The organism is Zongyangia sp. (assembly GCF_965361945.1).
Genome location: NZ_CBDTOK010000148.1, coordinates 12,752 through 28,390, shown reverse-complemented (window position 1 = coordinate 28,390; position 15,639 = coordinate 12,752). Strand labels below are relative to the sequence as shown.

Annotated in this window: 12 protein-coding genes and 1 riboswitch; of the genes, 2 read left to right on the top strand and 10 right to left on the bottom strand. The window is 52.5% G+C overall.

What is annotated here, in order from left to right:
* Positions 1–3: 3 nt before the first annotated feature.
* From ACZ25G_RS09375 to ACZ25G_RS09360, 4 genes are all read right to left on the bottom strand, one after another.
* On the bottom strand, positions 4–1,929 hold the full coding sequence (locus ACZ25G_RS09375; protein ID WP_463682268.1) for an ABC-F family ATP-binding cassette domain-containing protein: 1,926 nt from the start codon (positions 1,927–1,929) through the stop codon (positions 4–6).
* 119 nt (positions 1,930–2,048) lie between these two features.
* Positions 2,049–3,206, bottom strand: a complete 1,158-nt coding sequence (locus tag ACZ25G_RS09370) for a DHHW family protein (protein ID WP_463682267.1) — start codon at positions 3,204–3,206, stop codon at positions 2,049–2,051.
* A gap of 20 nt (positions 3,207–3,226) precedes the next feature.
* Positions 3,227–4,600, bottom strand: a complete 1,374-nt coding sequence (locus ACZ25G_RS09365) for an MBOAT family O-acyltransferase (protein WP_463682266.1) — start codon at positions 4,598–4,600, stop codon at positions 3,227–3,229.
* A 192-nt stretch (positions 4,601–4,792) separates the two neighbouring features.
* Positions 4,793–5,308, bottom strand: coding sequence for a DUF4358 domain-containing protein (locus ACZ25G_RS09360; protein ID WP_463682265.1), 516 nt, complete (start codon positions 5,306–5,308; stop codon positions 4,793–4,795).
* Between the two features lie 239 nt (positions 5,309–5,547).
* Between ACZ25G_RS09360 and ACZ25G_RS09355 the strand changes: the two genes are divergently transcribed.
* A complete protein-coding gene (locus ACZ25G_RS09355) occupies positions 5,548–6,096 on the top strand; it encodes a hypothetical protein (protein ID WP_463682264.1) in 549 nt (182 codons plus the stop codon).
* A 64-nt stretch (positions 6,097–6,160) separates the two neighbouring features.
* On the opposite strand, the gene ACZ25G_RS09350 is transcribed toward ACZ25G_RS09355, so the two are convergent.
* The 6 genes from ACZ25G_RS09350 to ACZ25G_RS09325 form a co-directional block, all read right to left on the bottom strand.
* Positions 6,161–6,985, bottom strand: a complete 825-nt coding sequence (locus ACZ25G_RS09350; RefSeq protein ID WP_463682263.1) for a metal ABC transporter permease — start codon at positions 6,983–6,985, stop codon at positions 6,161–6,163.
* Positions 6,982–7,689 (bottom strand): metal ABC transporter ATP-binding protein, encoded by a 708-nt coding sequence (locus ACZ25G_RS09345; protein WP_191481623.1) that lies wholly within the window; start codon positions 7,687–7,689, stop codon positions 6,982–6,984. The genes ACZ25G_RS09350 and ACZ25G_RS09345 overlap by 4 nt, the downstream gene beginning before the upstream one ends.
* Positions 7,690–8,622, bottom strand: a complete 933-nt coding sequence (locus ACZ25G_RS09340; RefSeq protein ID WP_463682262.1) for a metal ABC transporter substrate-binding protein — start codon at positions 8,620–8,622, stop codon at positions 7,690–7,692.
* Entirely contained in the window at positions 8,612–9,046 is a 435-nt protein-coding gene (locus ACZ25G_RS09335) for a Fur family transcriptional regulator (RefSeq protein WP_224771541.1), read from the bottom strand. Before ACZ25G_RS09335 ends, ACZ25G_RS09340 begins: the two co-directional genes overlap by 11 nt.
* A 121-nt stretch (positions 9,047–9,167) precedes the next feature.
* On the bottom strand, positions 9,168–12,383 hold the full coding sequence (locus tag ACZ25G_RS09330) for a UvrD-helicase domain-containing protein (protein ID WP_463682261.1): 3,216 nt from the start codon (positions 12,381–12,383) through the stop codon (positions 9,168–9,170).
* Positions 12,384–12,456: 73 nt separating this feature from the next.
* On the bottom strand, positions 12,457–13,134 hold the full coding sequence (locus ACZ25G_RS09325; protein WP_463682260.1) for a lipase family protein: 678 nt from the start codon (positions 13,132–13,134) through the stop codon (positions 12,457–12,459).
* A 101-nt stretch (positions 13,135–13,235) separates the two neighbouring features.
* A riboswitch (ZMP/ZTP riboswitch) is annotated at positions 13,236–13,318 on the top strand.
* 89 nt (positions 13,319–13,407) lie between these two features.
* Here ACZ25G_RS09325 and pflB point away from each other — a divergent pair.
* Positions 13,408–15,639: a formate C-acetyltransferase gene (gene pflB, locus ACZ25G_RS09320; RefSeq protein WP_463682259.1), complete on the top strand. Its 2,232-nt coding sequence runs from the start codon at positions 13,408–13,410 to the stop codon at positions 15,637–15,639.

Here is a 15,639-nt window from a genome sequence, read left to right as displayed (position 1 = left end):
GTCTTACGCCATCTCCGCTTCCTCTGAAAGGAGGATCCATTCATCACTTAGGTCGTTTAGCTGCTGTTTTTGCGTTTCTAAATCGCTGCAGAGCTGGGTGATCTTTTCGTAATCGCTGGCGTTCTCCGGATCCGCAATGGCCTGTTCCAATTCGGCACACATAGCCTCTGCCGATCCAATGGCCTCCTCCAGCTCCTTGAGCCTTGCCTTGCGCATGGCGGCTTTCCGGCGCTGCTCCTTGCCTTTGTAAAAAGATTGCTTATTCTGTGAATCGCTTTCTTTCAGCGGTACTTTTATGCTTTCCTCCGGGAGCTCTGCCTTCTGCTCCAGATAGGCGTCAAAGTTTCCATTATACAGGATAGCACGGCCACCGCTCAGATCCAGAATCTGATCCGGTACCCGGTTGAGCAGATACCGGTCATGGGAAATGAGCAGGATGACCCCCTCAAATTCGCGCAGGGCATCCTCAATGGCCTCTTTGGTCTGCAAATCCAGATGGTTGGTAGGTTCGTCCAGCAGAAGTACATTGCTCTCCCGCAGCCGCAGGATGGCAAACTCCACCTTGGCCCGCTCACCGCCGGAAAGCTCCCCGATCTTTTTGTAGACATTTTCCCCGGTGAGGAGCACGCATCCTAAAGCATTGCGCACTTCCTGCTCCGCCATGCGGGGATACCGCTGCCAAACCTCTTCCAGGGCGGTGTTTTGAGGATTCATGTCCGCGTTTTCCTGGTCATAGTAACCCATGTGGACGTTTTTCCCCCACTCGATCCTGCCGGTATCATGGGGAATTTTGCCCATCAGCATCTTGAGCAGGGTGGTTTTTCCGCAGCCATTGGGACCAATGATGGCAATTTTCTGACCCTTTTTCACGTCCAGTTCCACATTGGGAATCAGCAATCGCCTAGCCGTTCCCTCCCCCACCGACACTGACAGGTCCTTGACCAGCAATACATCGTTAGAGGTATTCTTGGGAAAGCGGAAGAAGATTTTCGGCGGCTTCTGGTAAGTTTTCGGCTTCTTCAGCGGCTCCATCCGTTCCAAAGCCTTCTGGCGGCTCTTTGCCATATTGGAGGTGCTGGCCCGGGTGATGTTCCGGGCCACATAGTCCTGCATGGACGCGATGACCTGGGACTGGATCTCGTATTCCTTCTGCATCCTTTTGACCCGCTCATCCCGCTGCCGCAGATAGGCTGTATAGTTGCCCCGATACCCGGTCACCTCGCATTCGCTGACCTCCCAGATGGTGTCCACCAGCTGATCGAGGAAATACCGGTCATGGGAGACGATAAGCACCGCTCCCTTATAGCCTTTCAGATACTCTTCCAGCCACTGCAGGGTTTTAAAATCCAGATGGTTGGTGGGCTCATCCAGGATGAGCAGCTCCGGCTTTTCCAAAAGCAGCTTGGCGATGGCAAGCCGGGTCTTTTCCCCGCCGGAAAGACGGCCGATGACGCTGTCATAAACATCGGCGCCAAAGCCCATGCCTCCCAGCACCGTCTTGATGGCCACATCCATTTGATAGCCGTCCCGGGCCTCAAATTTGGCCTGCTCCCCGGCATAGATAGCGGCAATCTTTTCATATGCTTCCCCGTCGTGGGGAATCCTGGCCATTTCCTGCTCCAGCAGACGCAGATGCTCCCCTATCTGGATCACATCGGCAAAGGCACTTTTCATCTCATCATAGATGGTATTGTCCCTATCCAGGCCGCTATTCTGCTTCAGGTAGCCGATACGCAGCCCGTTTTGGATGGTGATTTCCCCTTCATCCGGCACAAGCTCTCCTGTAATCAGCCGCAGGAGGGTGGATTTTCCCGCCCCATTGGGGCCAATGATACCGATGCGCTGCGCAGGCTCAATATTTTCTGTACAATCTTCTATAATCAGGTCGGAACCGAAGTATTTGGTCACCGACTGAAGTGATACGATCATGGAAGGATATTCTCTCTTTCTGTTGAGTATAGTTGTAGTTTATTATACCTTGTTTTCTCAGGGAGTACAACCACCGGCCGTTAAAAGAAAGGCTTCCCGCCGGGCAGGAAGCCTTTCTTTTAATAGGTAATTTTTGAAACACTGGGATAGCTGCCAAATGGCACAAAACCATAAAGGATAAGCACATCGTCAAAGTGGTTTTCAGCCATAATAGTGCTCAAATCCTCTCCCAGATATCGCAGGTCGATGGCCCAGACCTCGTCATAATTTTGAAGTAGGAAGGGGACAAAGCTATTGCCAAAGCTGTCTTTGATGACCAGGATCCGGCTGGGGTTCTCATTATTTTGAGACCGGCTCTGTTCCCCACTTTTCATGATGGTCAAGCCATTGTTGCCGTGTAGGAAAGCGCCATATTTATCCCGCTTCTCAAATTGATCCAAATTGTAGATGCCTTCTACCTCTTCACCGTCAATGGTTACTTGAGAGGTGGACAAATCATAGTAATCAATGGTGTCTGGCACCGTATTAAACGCTTTAGACTTTGAAAAGAAGGTACCGTAGAAATCCTCTACCTCATGCTTTGTCAAATCGGACAGCTCCGCCGGTGTCAGGCCCCGGCTTTCGCAGAACTGCCGATAGGCATAGTAGGCGCCTGTGGTCGTCCAATGGTGATCGGTGCGGTAATAGATATATGCATCTTTATGCTGGGAAAGGGCCGAGTAAACATCCAGGGTGGAGATCCCACTCTTGGAAAAACGGTCATAGATTTCCTCAGTCCATGCTACCTGGTCAACAAAATGAAGGCCACTGGGCACCTTATCACTGAGCACCTCATAAGAATAAGGCACAATCATCGCTGTAATCTCATTGGTCGCGCTGTATTTCTTGCCAAACTCCTCCACAAAGCCGATGTTTTTCTGTAAACGGTCTTCATCGGTGGCGAAGTATTTCTCGAACATGTAGTGATCCTTTCCATAGACCACCCCATTGTTTTCCGTCTTCCCCAATAGATACTCTGTCCGGGATTTCAGGCTGATCCACTGATCGCGGAGGACAAACTGATCGTTGACATAGGTTTCATATTTCATCGTATAGCTCTGATCGCCTTCCGCCATCAGGCTTCTGATAGAAAAATCCGGTTTTTGTGCTAGCACCCGGTTTTCCATCTCAGAAAAATCCCGGACCGGATAGAAGTTGTCCCAGATAAAAATACCAACGATGAGGAGACCGAAAATCACAGTCATGGGATGCCGAAGTAAATGTTTGATTTTTTCCATAGAAGATCAGTCTCCTTTCATCAGAATCTAAAGTAGAGAAATGGGTTGTAGGTGGCATCCACCAGATAAGCCACTGACAGTAGGAAGATAAGCAGATAGATCGCATTTTTAATCCAGTTGACGTCCACCTTAGAAAGCACCTTGGCAATCAACGGGGTGGATAAGAAGCAGGCGATAACAATGGTTACTGCGTAATTTCGCAGGTAGTAGAGCCAATCCATGCCGCCACTAAAGGAGAACAGCTTGGTGAAGAAGGTGCCCAGCTGTCCCAAATCGGTGATGGCGAACAGGCTCCAAGAGATGAGGAGCAAAAAGAGCACATACACATGGGAGAAAATCCGGTGCTTGTCCAAGAAATTCGAAAATCCCGCCTTCTCGATGGCCAGGAATACAAAGAAAAACAGTCCCCAGAAAATAAAGTTCCAGTTGGCCCCATGCCAAAATCCGGTACAGGCCCAGACCACAAAAAGGTTAAAATACATCCGCGCTTTGCCCTTGCGGTTACCGCCCAGGGGGATGTATACATACTCCCGGAACCAGGAGCTAAGGGTCATATGCCACCGGCGCCAGAAGTCGGTAATGCTCCGGGCAATGTAGGGATAGTTAAAGTTTTCAGGGAACTCAAAGCCCAGCATCTTGCCAAGGCCGATGGCCATGGTAGAATATCCGCTAAAGTCAAAAAAGATTTGCAGGGCAAAGGCCAGGATTCCCAGCCATGCCAGCGGGGTGGATACATTAGCAAATCCCAAAGTTTCCACCTCTGTCCACAAGGCGCCGATATTGTTGGCAATCAGTACCTTTTTCCCCAGGCCAAGGATGAAAATTTTCACGCCTTCCTCAATCTGAGCCAGGCGGATTTTCCGGCTCTTAAGCTCTTTGTTGATATCGGTGTAAAGTACGATGGGGCCGGCGATCAACTGCGGGAACAATACTACAAAGGCGCCCAGGTCGATGATGTTGTGCTCAGCCTTGACCTTCCCCCGATAAACGTCGATGGTATAGGACATGGTCTGGAAGGTATAGAAACTGATTCCCAAAGGAAGGGTCAGCTCCAGCGTCCCGATGGAAAGATTCAATAAGCCGTTAAGGTTTTCGATAAAGAAATTGGTATATTTAAAGAAGATGAGCATGCCTAGACTGAAAAATACAGCAATAAGAAAACAGGCCCTTCGCAAGCCCTTTCTCTCCGCAAATTTTTCAATACCCAAGGCCGCCAGATAATTGACCAGAATGGTGGCCAGCATCACCGGGAAATACCTGGGTTCGCCCCAGGAATAGAAAAACAGGCTTAAAAGCAAAAGGCTGAGATTCTTCAGCTTCCACGGCACAGCGTAGTAAATAATAAACGCAACCGGTAAAAACCGGAACAAAAACAGCAGGCTACTGAATACCACTTATGCATCCCCCTCATCGATATAGTGCCTTATTATCTCAATCGGAAGTATTTTCCGCCGAAAGAAAAATCTTTCAAAAAGCAAAAGCTAGCTCTAAATCTAACAGAAACACCGTCAAATTTCAAGCTAGCCTGCAAAAAAAATCCTAAATATTTTCTTAACGTAAAAAAGTTTGGCTCTTTTTGCTGCAATTTATGCAAAAAAGCTTAAAAATATCTCTTCGGCCTTGTCGATTTCCTCGGAAATGTCCTTCGTGGTATCACCCACAATTAATAACGCCGCGTAATCACCTTTGGTGACCACCTTGCCTGCTTCTGCCTTACTGATCATATCAGGTAGATATTGCTCGGCAATCCGCGCCTCTTTTCTTTTTTCCAGAGCGGCTTTGACATCCTCGATCTTGCCCTCCTTGGCCTTGACAATCACTACATCGTCTACACCGGGCATAACTTGGGCATACTTTCCATAGAAGTCCTCTGCCATGGTGTCATCGATCCCGTACATGTCGCTGAGCATCTCCTGGGTTACCTCTCCGGCCATGGCAATACCGATTTCTTGGTCAATTTTATCCACAATATCGCTGAGTTTAGTTCCCTCAACAAGCTCGTCCTGTGCAGCGCTGCTGCTCCCATTCTCCCCGCTGGCGCATGCGGAAAACATCGTCATACACAGCAGTGCGGCCAGGCAAATCACAAAAATTCTTTTCATCTTATAATCCTTTCTCTTTCTTTTTGAGCCTTCTTTTTTATTATGCCAATTTTATCCCCCATTTAAACACAGGCGAATGGCAGACCCAAATCCATAGTGTCTGATTTCTTACTATTTCTTGCATTTTTTCTAAAGTTCATATTTTATTCATTTTTTATTGTTTTTTCATTGCTTTTGTCCGAAGGGACCGTTATAATAAAGTTAGATCATGTTAATTAAAGGAAAGGGGCGATCCTTGGATGGAGACATGGAAACGATTATCAACCCCCCTTTTGGGCGTTCTTCTGATCCTAGGCGCTTTCTTCTTCTATTCCACCGTTTCCAGCAAAGCTGCGGCGGAGGAGAAAATTCCGGAACAGGTGGTGCTTCCTCAGTACATTCGGCCGCAGATCAAAGGCTGGGCCTATACTGAGGGGCTGACCCTGGAAAGCTCCTGCGAAGTTGCCTTGGTTCCCGGCGGGGACAAGTCCTCCCTGGAGCTGTATGTTGACGCTCCCACCGATGAAAACGGCCAGATCATCTACGACGATGGCCAGATCTGGACACTGGTTCTGCGCAAACACGGCTATTTTTATCCTTTGATGGAAAAGCAATATATTCAGCAAGGCAATGTTTCTTACAGCGCCTATTATTCCCATGAGGATGATGCATTTCACATTATGGTCATCAAAAACCAGCGGGCGGACCTTGATATTTACGAATGTATCTATGACGTCCATGAGGACGCATTCGAGGTCCGCAGTATCTACAATGCCAAGGACATTGAAGAGGTATTCCGCAATTATTAATGAAGAAAAGATACCGCCTTCCAGCGGCATTTTCCAGAACAGCCGGCATAAGCCGGCTGTTTTTTTACGCTGTCCGTTTTTTGATAGCCCCCGCCAGGGAAAACAGTGCGAACATCAGGATATTGGCCGCCACTACGCTGGCGCCCGCCGGGGTGGAAAAGACAAAGGAGCCTGAGATTCCGATGACAAAGCAGACCACCGAAACTAAAGCCGAGCAAATGACCACTCCTTTGAAGCTTTGAAACACCCGCATCGAGGTCAGCGCCGGAAAGATTATCAGGCTGGAGATGAGCAGCGCCCCCATGATCCGCATGCCGACTACAATGGTGATGGCGGTGAGAAGGGCCAGCAGTGTATTATAGGCGCCCACCTTGGTACCGGTTGCCAGCGCAAAGTTTTCGTCAAAGGTAATGGCAAAAAGTTTGTTATAAAAAAGAACAAAAAGGATCAAAACCACAATCGAGAGCCCCACGCTCAGGTATACGTCGCTTTGGCTCATGGCCAGGATGCTGCCAAACATATAGCTGTTGACGTCCGTATTCATGCCGGTGGTCAAAGAGGTAACAATGACGCCTACGGCCAAGGAACCGCTGGCGATCAGGGCAATGGCGGCATCCCCTTTGATTTTGCTGTTTTCGCTGATGCGCAGCAGCAAAAACGCCGCCAGCACCACAATGGGAATCGATACCTGCAAGGGGGATAGGTTCAGAGCCATGGCGATAGAAAGGGCTCCAAATCCCACATGGGATAAACCGTCCCCAATCATGGAGTAGCGTTTGAGGACCAGGCTGACCCCCAGCAGAGCCGCACACAGGGAGACCAAAGTTCCCACAATCAAAGCCCGGACAATAAATTCATAGGATAACAGTTGCCGGAGTAGTTCTATCATAGGTCGACCCTCCCTGTCATCCTGCGGTAGGCGTCGCTGCGCAGGTATTCCTCTGTGGAGCCGTAAAAAAGCAGTTCCTCATCCATGTGAAGAATTTTCCCGGCATGGGTTACAGCGTAATGAAAGTCATGGGACACCATGATAACCGTAACCCCCTGCTCTTTGTTAATCCGGCCGATCAGATCATACAGTTCGGTGGTCGCGATGGGATCAAGCCCTGTCACCGGCTCATCCAGCAGCAGCATCTGATCGGTAGCGCACAGCGCCCGGGCCAGCAACACCCGCTGCTGCTGGCCTCCAGAAAGGTCCCGATAGGATTTGTTCTTCAGCTCCAGAATGCCCATGCTTTTCAGATTCTCCAGAGCCCTCTTTTTATCCCCAGCACTGTAAAAAGGCCGCAGTCCCCGCCGGCTCAGGCACCCGGATAGGACGATTTCATAAACAGAAGCCGGAAAGTCCTTTTGTACCATCGTCTGCTGAGGCAAGTAGCCGATGGAGTTTCGGCTGAGCCCCTCCCCGCAGGTGACCCTTCCCGTCCGCAGGGGAACCAGCCCCAACAGTCCCTTGACCAGACTGCTTTTCCCCGATCCGTTCTCCCCCACGATGCAGATATAGTCACCGGCTTCTATGTCAAAGCTTACATCTTTGACCGCACACTGGTTTTCATAATAGATTGTCAAATGGCGGCAGGCCATCAATGGCATTTAATTCAGCCCCTTCTTTAGATTTTCGGCGTTTTGCTCCATGAGGGATAGATAGGTCACCCCATTGTCAAAATCCTGTTTGGAAACATTGTGGCAGGAGTGGAGCAGCAGCATTTCGCAGCCGGTTTCCTCACTGATGGATCTGGCCACCTTGGGGTCGGTCAGCTCCTCGTAAAATACCACCGGGATATGCTCCTGCCGGATGATGTCGATCATTTGGGCAATGGTCTTCGCGCTGGGCTCCCCTTCGTGGGAACAGGAGGCAAAAGCGGCCACATAGGTAAGTCCATACCGCTCGGCAAAATAGTGGAAGGCAAAGCGTCCGGCAAAAACAATCTCTTTGCGGGATGCCTCGCTTATGATGGTGGAAAATTTCTCATCCAGCTCTTGGAGCTGTTTTTGATAAGTTTCCTCCCGTTGGCGGTAGATTCCTTCCCCCTCCGGATCCTCCTCGCACAGGGCGTCAGCGATATTGGCGACCATCTGCTGGGCCAAAACCGGACTGGTCCAGATGTGAGGGTCATAGGCATGGTCGTGCCCATCTCCGTCCTCGTCCTCTTCATGAGAGGCATCCAGTTGGATTCCTTGGGAAGCATCCACCACCGTGACATCATCACTTGTCAGGCCCTCAATGATCTGTTCCGCCCAGGGCTCCATATACTGGCCGGTATAGATAAAGAGATCCGCCTCATTGATTTTAATCATATCCGCCGGCGTGGGCTCATAGGAATGGCTCTCTACGCCAGGGGGCAGAAGCAGGGTGATTTCCGCCCTGTCCCCGCATAGCTGGCGGGCAAAATCATATTGTGGAAATAGGGTGGTAACAATCTGCAGCTTTGCGTCATCCTCCTTGGAGGGCAGATCGCCGCAGCCGGATATGAGCCCAGCTGTAAGGCAAAGGCACAGCAGCAAGGCAATGATTCTAAACTTCATCCCGGTTCTCCTTTTCCCCTGTCTCCCTGCACTGCTCGCACAGACCGTAGAGCACCGTCTTGCGGCTGTCGATCTGGAACTGATGCTGCTGCAGGATATGGGCGTGCACCTGATCTAAAAAGCTGCATTCTACATGGAGCAGCGCACCGCACCTGACGCATTTGAGATGATAGTGCTTACAGCAGTTCTCGTCTCCGCCAGCCAGCTGGAAGCAAGCCCCCGCTCCTTCTTCCAAAAAGTATTTGCGGACCTTCCCCTCTTCCACCAGCTTTTCCAGATAGCGGTAGACTGTGGATTTTCCCACGCCGTTACCCTGGCTTTTCAGATAGTCTACCACATCGTCCACCATCACATGGCGGTCTTTATTCTCCTGCAAAAAATTCCATATACTTTCCCGTTGCCGGGTCCGATAGCTTATATTCATGACAGCTGTCCATATCCTCCCGAATATGAAAATGATTTTCAATTTCATATTTTATTTCTTTTCCCCATTTTTGTCAACCGCATCCCTATGAAAAGAGGAGACGGAAAACCGTCTCCTCTTTTTAGAAAAAGCTCAGCTGCTTCATAGCGGGCTGTCGTTTTGCCCCATCCTTTTCCCTTTGGAGCAGCTTTCCAGGAATAGAATTCAAAAATGCCGAAGGCTCCCGGTAGGTTATCAGGACCAGTTCCTCTTTGGCCCGTGTCATCCCCACATAAAACAGGCGCCGCTCCTCCTCCATATCCACCGGGTGCCGCGGGGACTCTAGGGGAATGCTTCCCTTTTTCACGCCGCTTAAAAACGCCACGGGAAATTCCAATCCCTTGGCGCCGTGGAGGGTCATCAGCCGCACCGCGCCGCTGTGATAGGTCTTAACAGGGCTGCGGCGCAAATCCCCTTCTGAACCCAGGGCCAGATTTTCCAGAAAAGCCGCCATTGTCTTATCAAACACCGCCATGTTTTGCAGCTTTTCCACCGGCTTTTTCCCTTCCAGACCGCATTCTTCCGCCAGGGCCTCAATAAGCTTGCGGGGATTGTCTTTCTTCACCCGAGGCGTAAAATCCTGGGCCAGCCGGCCCCATTCCCGCAGAAGGCCGGTATTTTCAAATTGGCTGAGTATCTGCGTCACCTTCTCCGCCGTATCCTGTCCGTCCAGGAGGGACCAGGCTTCGCCTACACTGCGGCACAAATCCTCCGGGCAATGCCAGAGAAGCCCCAGGCATCCCCTGAGGGAAAGCACATCCCGCGGCTGGGTCAGCCACCGGAAAAAGCAGAGGATGCCCCGGACACCTTCCTCCTCCAGGAAGTCCTCCCGGCCATGGACAATATAGGGGATGCCCTCATGGCGCAGACAGCTTTCCAGCACCCGGGACTGATGATGGGTCCGGTATAAAATGGCGATGTCCGAGAAGGAGCGTGTTCCCTCCCCCTCACCTTCCGACAGAAGAGCTCCGGCGTCCAGCATATCCACGCCGCCCACCATCCGGCCGATCTCCTTGGCGATGAAGATGCCCTCTGACAGCTCGCTTTCGGAGGTGACCAGACACACCCGCTTCTCCCCGGCGCCATGGGCTTGAAGCAGCCGGGGCTCACCCCCGTTTTCCTCAATGACCGCCAGTGCGCTTTGGAGAATCTGCGGAGTGCTGCGGTAATTGATCCGCAGCCGGATGGTACGCAGACCGCTCATGTCTTCCTGCAGCCGTTCAAAGCAGTGGGCATCTGAGTCCCGGAACCCGTAGATGGACTGATCCGGGTCGCCGATGACAAACAGTCCCTTTCTCCCCTGGCTCCACCGCCGGATCAGCTGGTACTGGACAGGAGCGATGTCCTGAAACTCGTCCACCAGCAGATAGTCAAAGCCTTTCCCCTTTTCCTCCGCCAGCTTCAGCCCCGCCAGGAGCAGGTCATCAAAATCCAGGGCGCCGGCTTCCTCCAAAAGCTGCTGATAGCGGGCAAATGCTTCCTCGCTGAAAGCCTCCTCCCCTTGGACTCCGTTTTTCTTTCGGGATACCTCCTGCAAAAAAGCGGAGGGCTTTATCTTCAGGTCCATCTCCTGGATGACCTGGGCAGCTGTCTCCAGGGCCGCAGGAGTATCCAGCAAAGCGGCCCCCTTTTTCCCCAGCATCTTGAGACAGATGGAATGAAAGGTGCCAATGGTCATCGCTTTGACCCTTTTTTTATCGTCAAATTGGGCTTCCAGCCGCTGCCGCATCTCTTCGGCGGCCTGATTGGTGAAGGTCACCGCCCCGATCTGTTCCGGGCGCACCCTCATTTGTTCCACCAAATAGGCAATGCGGGTAATGAGGGTCTTTGTCTTGCCCGTCCCTGGCCCTGCGATGACTGCCACGGTAGGCTCTGTAGCAGTCACCGCCTGTCTCTGCTCCTCATTAAGCCCGGAGAGCAGGTCTTCGGATGCATTTTCATCCTTTTCTACAGACGGTGCTGTTTTCTTTTCCCTTTGTGAAGCCGAAACCCGGGACCGGGTCCTTTTCAGGTTTTTTTCCTCCTTGCCGAACAAGGAGGTCTGCCCGACCAGCATGTCCATCTCGTCGGGGCTGAGCAGGGTAATTTTGCCGTATTCCCCATCAAAGCCAGGGCTGCGCTCCACCTGCCCAGCCCGCAGCCGCCGGATGCCTTCGGCCACACCCTTTCCAGCGGCCCGCTCGATATCCTCTATAGGCGCCTTCCGCAGGATGTAAAACTCATCTCCTAAAGCATGAAGCATCTGCTCATAGCGGGCCGCCGTCTTCTTGCTGGCGGCGGATACCCCAGTGCAGGCGGCGATAACCTCAGGCAGGGGAACCAGGCTTTCAAAAGGCTTGGCGCCTTTCGGCCGGTAGCCATTCTCCCGGTCGGAAAGCTGGTCCACTCGATGCTGTACGCCTATGGTCAGCTTTTTCCCGCAGACAGGGCATCTGCCCTCATATTGATCGGTCTGGGACGGTTCCAGGCAAACGCCGCAGTTGCGATGGCCGTCCCAGTGATATTTCCCCTCCTCCGGGAAAAATTCCAAGGTGCCGGCAAACCCCTCCCCAGTCTGGATGGCATGGGAAAGGGTGGGATAGGACAAGGGGTCCTCCAAAAGATTCGCCTCCCTTCCCAGCTTTTGCGGGGAATGGGCGTCGGAGTTGGAAACCAATGTATAGCCGTCCAGGGCCGAAATCTGCCAGTTCATAGGCGGGTCGGAGGAAAGTCCCGTCTCTAAGGCATGGATATAGGGGGTCAGGTCCTCAAAACATTCTTCTATGGTGTCAAATCCAGAAAATGCGCCAAACAGGGAGAAATGAGGGGTCCAGATATGGGCGGGGATGAACACAGCATCTGGGCAGGACTCCAGGGTAATTTCCAGCAGGTCCCGGCTGTCCAGCCCCAGGATAGGCCGTCCATCGGAGTGGATATTGCCGATGGCTTCCAGCTTGTGGGCGAGGGTATCCGCCGCCTCCAGGCTGGGGAGCAGGATGACGTTGTGAACCTTGCGCACCTTGCCATTCTTCTTATAAATAGAGCTAATCTCCCCCGAAAGGACAAAGCGGGGCTGACGCGGCTCTCCGGCCACACCGGCCGGTTGTTGGCACAGTTCATCCCGCAGGCGGTAAAGTCCCTCTTCGGCGGGGATCAACTTTTCCTCCAGCTCTTTTCTCCATGCCGGATGGGTAAAATCCCCGGTGCCCAGAAGGTCAATTCCCTTCCGCCGGGCCCAAAGGTCCAGCTGCTCCGGCACACAGTCCCGGCTGGTGGCCCTGGAGTATTTGGAATGGATATGTAAATCGGCAATATACATCCGCTCTCACCCTCATTCTTAAAGTCAGCCTTATTATATCCTGTTTTTTATGACGGCGCAATAAAGCCAAACCCTAACCCAGCATCCTTTGCAGCAGAGAGCCGTAATAGTCCTGAATCCGGTGCTGCCGCAAGGAGTACACGCCCCAAATGCGGGGAGGCCCTACATGGATGCATCCTCCCACATGGCGGTATCCCATAAAGGCAAAGGGAAGCTTGGTGACAATGTCGTTGCCGTTGACCACACGGATGGCCTTGAACACCCGTTTGTCAAAGGACTTTTGGAAAGCCCGGTTTCCCACCCGGGGGCAGCCGAAGGTGATGACCTGAATGTCCTTATGAGGGAAACAGTACTGCAGGTCCACTGCGCACAGGATGGCCAGAGCAGCGCCAAAGGAATGCCCGCAGATGCAGATGTGAATCAACTCCTGCGAAACCTGGCCGTGGATTCTCTCTCGGACCGCCGGGCTTTTATAGGCCCTCAAAAAGCCTTCATGAACCCGGATTTTTGTATCCTGGTTATCATAGGGGATGGTCTTTTTTCCGAAGGAAAAATCAGACTCCCAGTCCTTGGGGGAATCGGAACCTCGGAAGCTGATGGAGAGGCGTCTTTCCTTTTTTCGCAGATAGCATTGGACCCCGGAAGGGCAGTCGTCGATGACAATGAGTTTCTCCCCCGGCTCACAGGGCTGGATATCCCCATAGGAGAGGGCGGAAAGCTCCAGGGCATTGAGTATATCTTCTCTGTTCATGGCATTCACCTCCCCTTAGTCTATGAAAGGGTCATGGAATGAGAGACAATCAACACGTCTTGACACAAGGGAAAAACAGATGTTATACTAAGGGCAAATCAAGGGATTTTCATTACTGACGGATCAGTGGGCTTACCACAAGGGAATGAAAATCTGTCACATGCCGACCGTCTGGGCAACATCGCAAGGATGTTGCCCTTTTTCATTGTCTGCGCTGCGAAAAAGGGCCGCATCCGGCGGTGGCGAGTGAATCAGAACAGGGAGGAAACTGATATGGCTACACCTTGGGAAGGCTTTGTGCCTGGCAGATGGCAGGAAAAGATTGACGTCCGGGATTTTATCCAGATAAACTACACCCCTTACACCGGAAATGAGGACTTTTTGGCTCCCGCTACAGAACGGACCAAGAGGCTGATGCACAAACTGCAAAATCTCATGTCCTTGGAGCAGGAGTTTGGCGGGGTGCTGGATATCGATACCCAGACCGTCACTTCCCTGCTTAACTACAAACCGGGATACCTGGACAAAAATGAAGAAATCATTGTAGGACTGCAAACCGATCGCCCCCTCAAACGGGGAGTCAATCCCTTCGGCGGCCTCAAAATGACCCGCAACGCCTGCAAAGCCTATGGATACGAGCTCTCCCGGAAGGTAGAGGATGAATTTCTCTACCGCACCACCCACAATGACGGGGTATTCCGGGTCTATAATGAGGAAACCAGAGCCGCCCGTCACTGCGGCCTGATCACCGGGCTTCCCGACGCCTACGGGCGGGGCAGGATCATCGGCGACTACCGCCGGGTCGCCCTCTATGGCATTGACAGGCTCATCCAGGAGAAGCAGCGGGACAAACACGATCTGGGGCTGGAGGATATGGATGTGGAGCACATCCGCCAGCTGGAGGAACTCTATCAGCAGATCAATTTCCTGGGAAAGCTCAAGGAGATGGCGGCCATGTACGGCTATGACATCTCAGGGCCGGCCACCACGGCCAAGGAAGCGGTTCAGTGGCTCTATTTCGGCTATCTGGGCGCCATTAAGGAACAAAACGGCGCGGCTATGAGCCTGGGCCGGACCTCCACCTTCTTGGATATCTATTTTGAACGGGATCTCAGAAATGGAGTGCTGGACGAGTCCGGTGCCCAGGAGATCATGGATGACTTTGTCATGAAGCTGCGGATGGCCCGCCACCTGCGCACTCCGGAATACAACGAGCTCTTTGCGGGGGATCCCATGTGGATCACCGAAGCCATCGGCGGCATGGGAGAGGACGGCCGGCCCCTGGTGACCAAAAATTCCTACCGGGTGCTCCACACCCTTTACAACCTTGGCTCCTCCGCCGAGCCCAATCTGACGGTGCTTTGGTCTAAAGACCTGCCCGCTCCCTTCCAGCGCTACTGCGCCAAGGTCTCCTGTGACACCGACGCCATCCAGTATGAAAACGACGACCTGATGCGCCCCCGCTTTGGCGACGACTATGCCATCGCCTGCTGTGTCTCCGCCATGCGGGTGGGCAAAGAGATGCAGTTTTTCGGCGCCCGGGCCAACCTGGCAAAGCTGCTGCTCATGGCGCTCAACGGTGGCCGGGACGAAAAGCAAGGGGTGCAAGTAGGGCCTGTCCATTCCCCTTATGAGGGCGAATATCTGGATTATGGCAAGGTGATGGAGCTTTTGGACTTTTACCGGCCCTGGCTTGCCCGGATGTACTGCAACACCATGAATATCATCCACTATATGCACGATAAATACGCCTATGAAAAGACCCAAATGGCCCTTCATGATACCAAGGTCCATCGGTATATGGCCTTTGGCATCGCAGGGATGAGCGTCTTTGCCGACTCCCTCTCCGCCATCAAATACGCCCGGGTCCGCTGCGTCCGGGATCCGGAAACAGGACTCATCACCGACTTCGAGACGGTGGGGGATTATCCCGCCTTTGGCAACGACGACGACCGTGTGGATTCCATCGCCCGGGAGCAGGTGGAGCTATTTTATCGTGAACTGCAAAAAACGCCTCTCTACCGGGACGCGGAGCCTACCCTTTCCATCCTGACCATCACCTCCAATGTGGTTTACGGCAAAAAGACCGGCTCCACCCCCGATGGCCGCAAGGCGGGAGAACCCTTTGCTCCTGGCGCTAACCCCATGCACGGCCGGGAGAAAAATGGAGCCCTTGCCGCTCTCAATTCGGTGGCCAAGCTCTCTTATGACGTCTGCCGGGATGGCATCTCCAACACCTTCTCCATTGTGCCCACTGCCCTTGGAAGGACGGAGGAAGAGCAATATCAGAACCTGGTTGTCATCTTAAACGGCTATTTTGCCCAGATGGCCCACCATATCAATGTCAACGTCCTCAACCGGGAAACATTGATGGACGCCTATGAGCATCCTGACAAATATCCCAACCTGACCATCCGGGTTTCGGGATATGCCGTCAACTTCCACAAACTCAGCCGGGAACAGCAGCGGGAGGTCATCTCCCGCACCTTCCACGAGGTGCTTTAA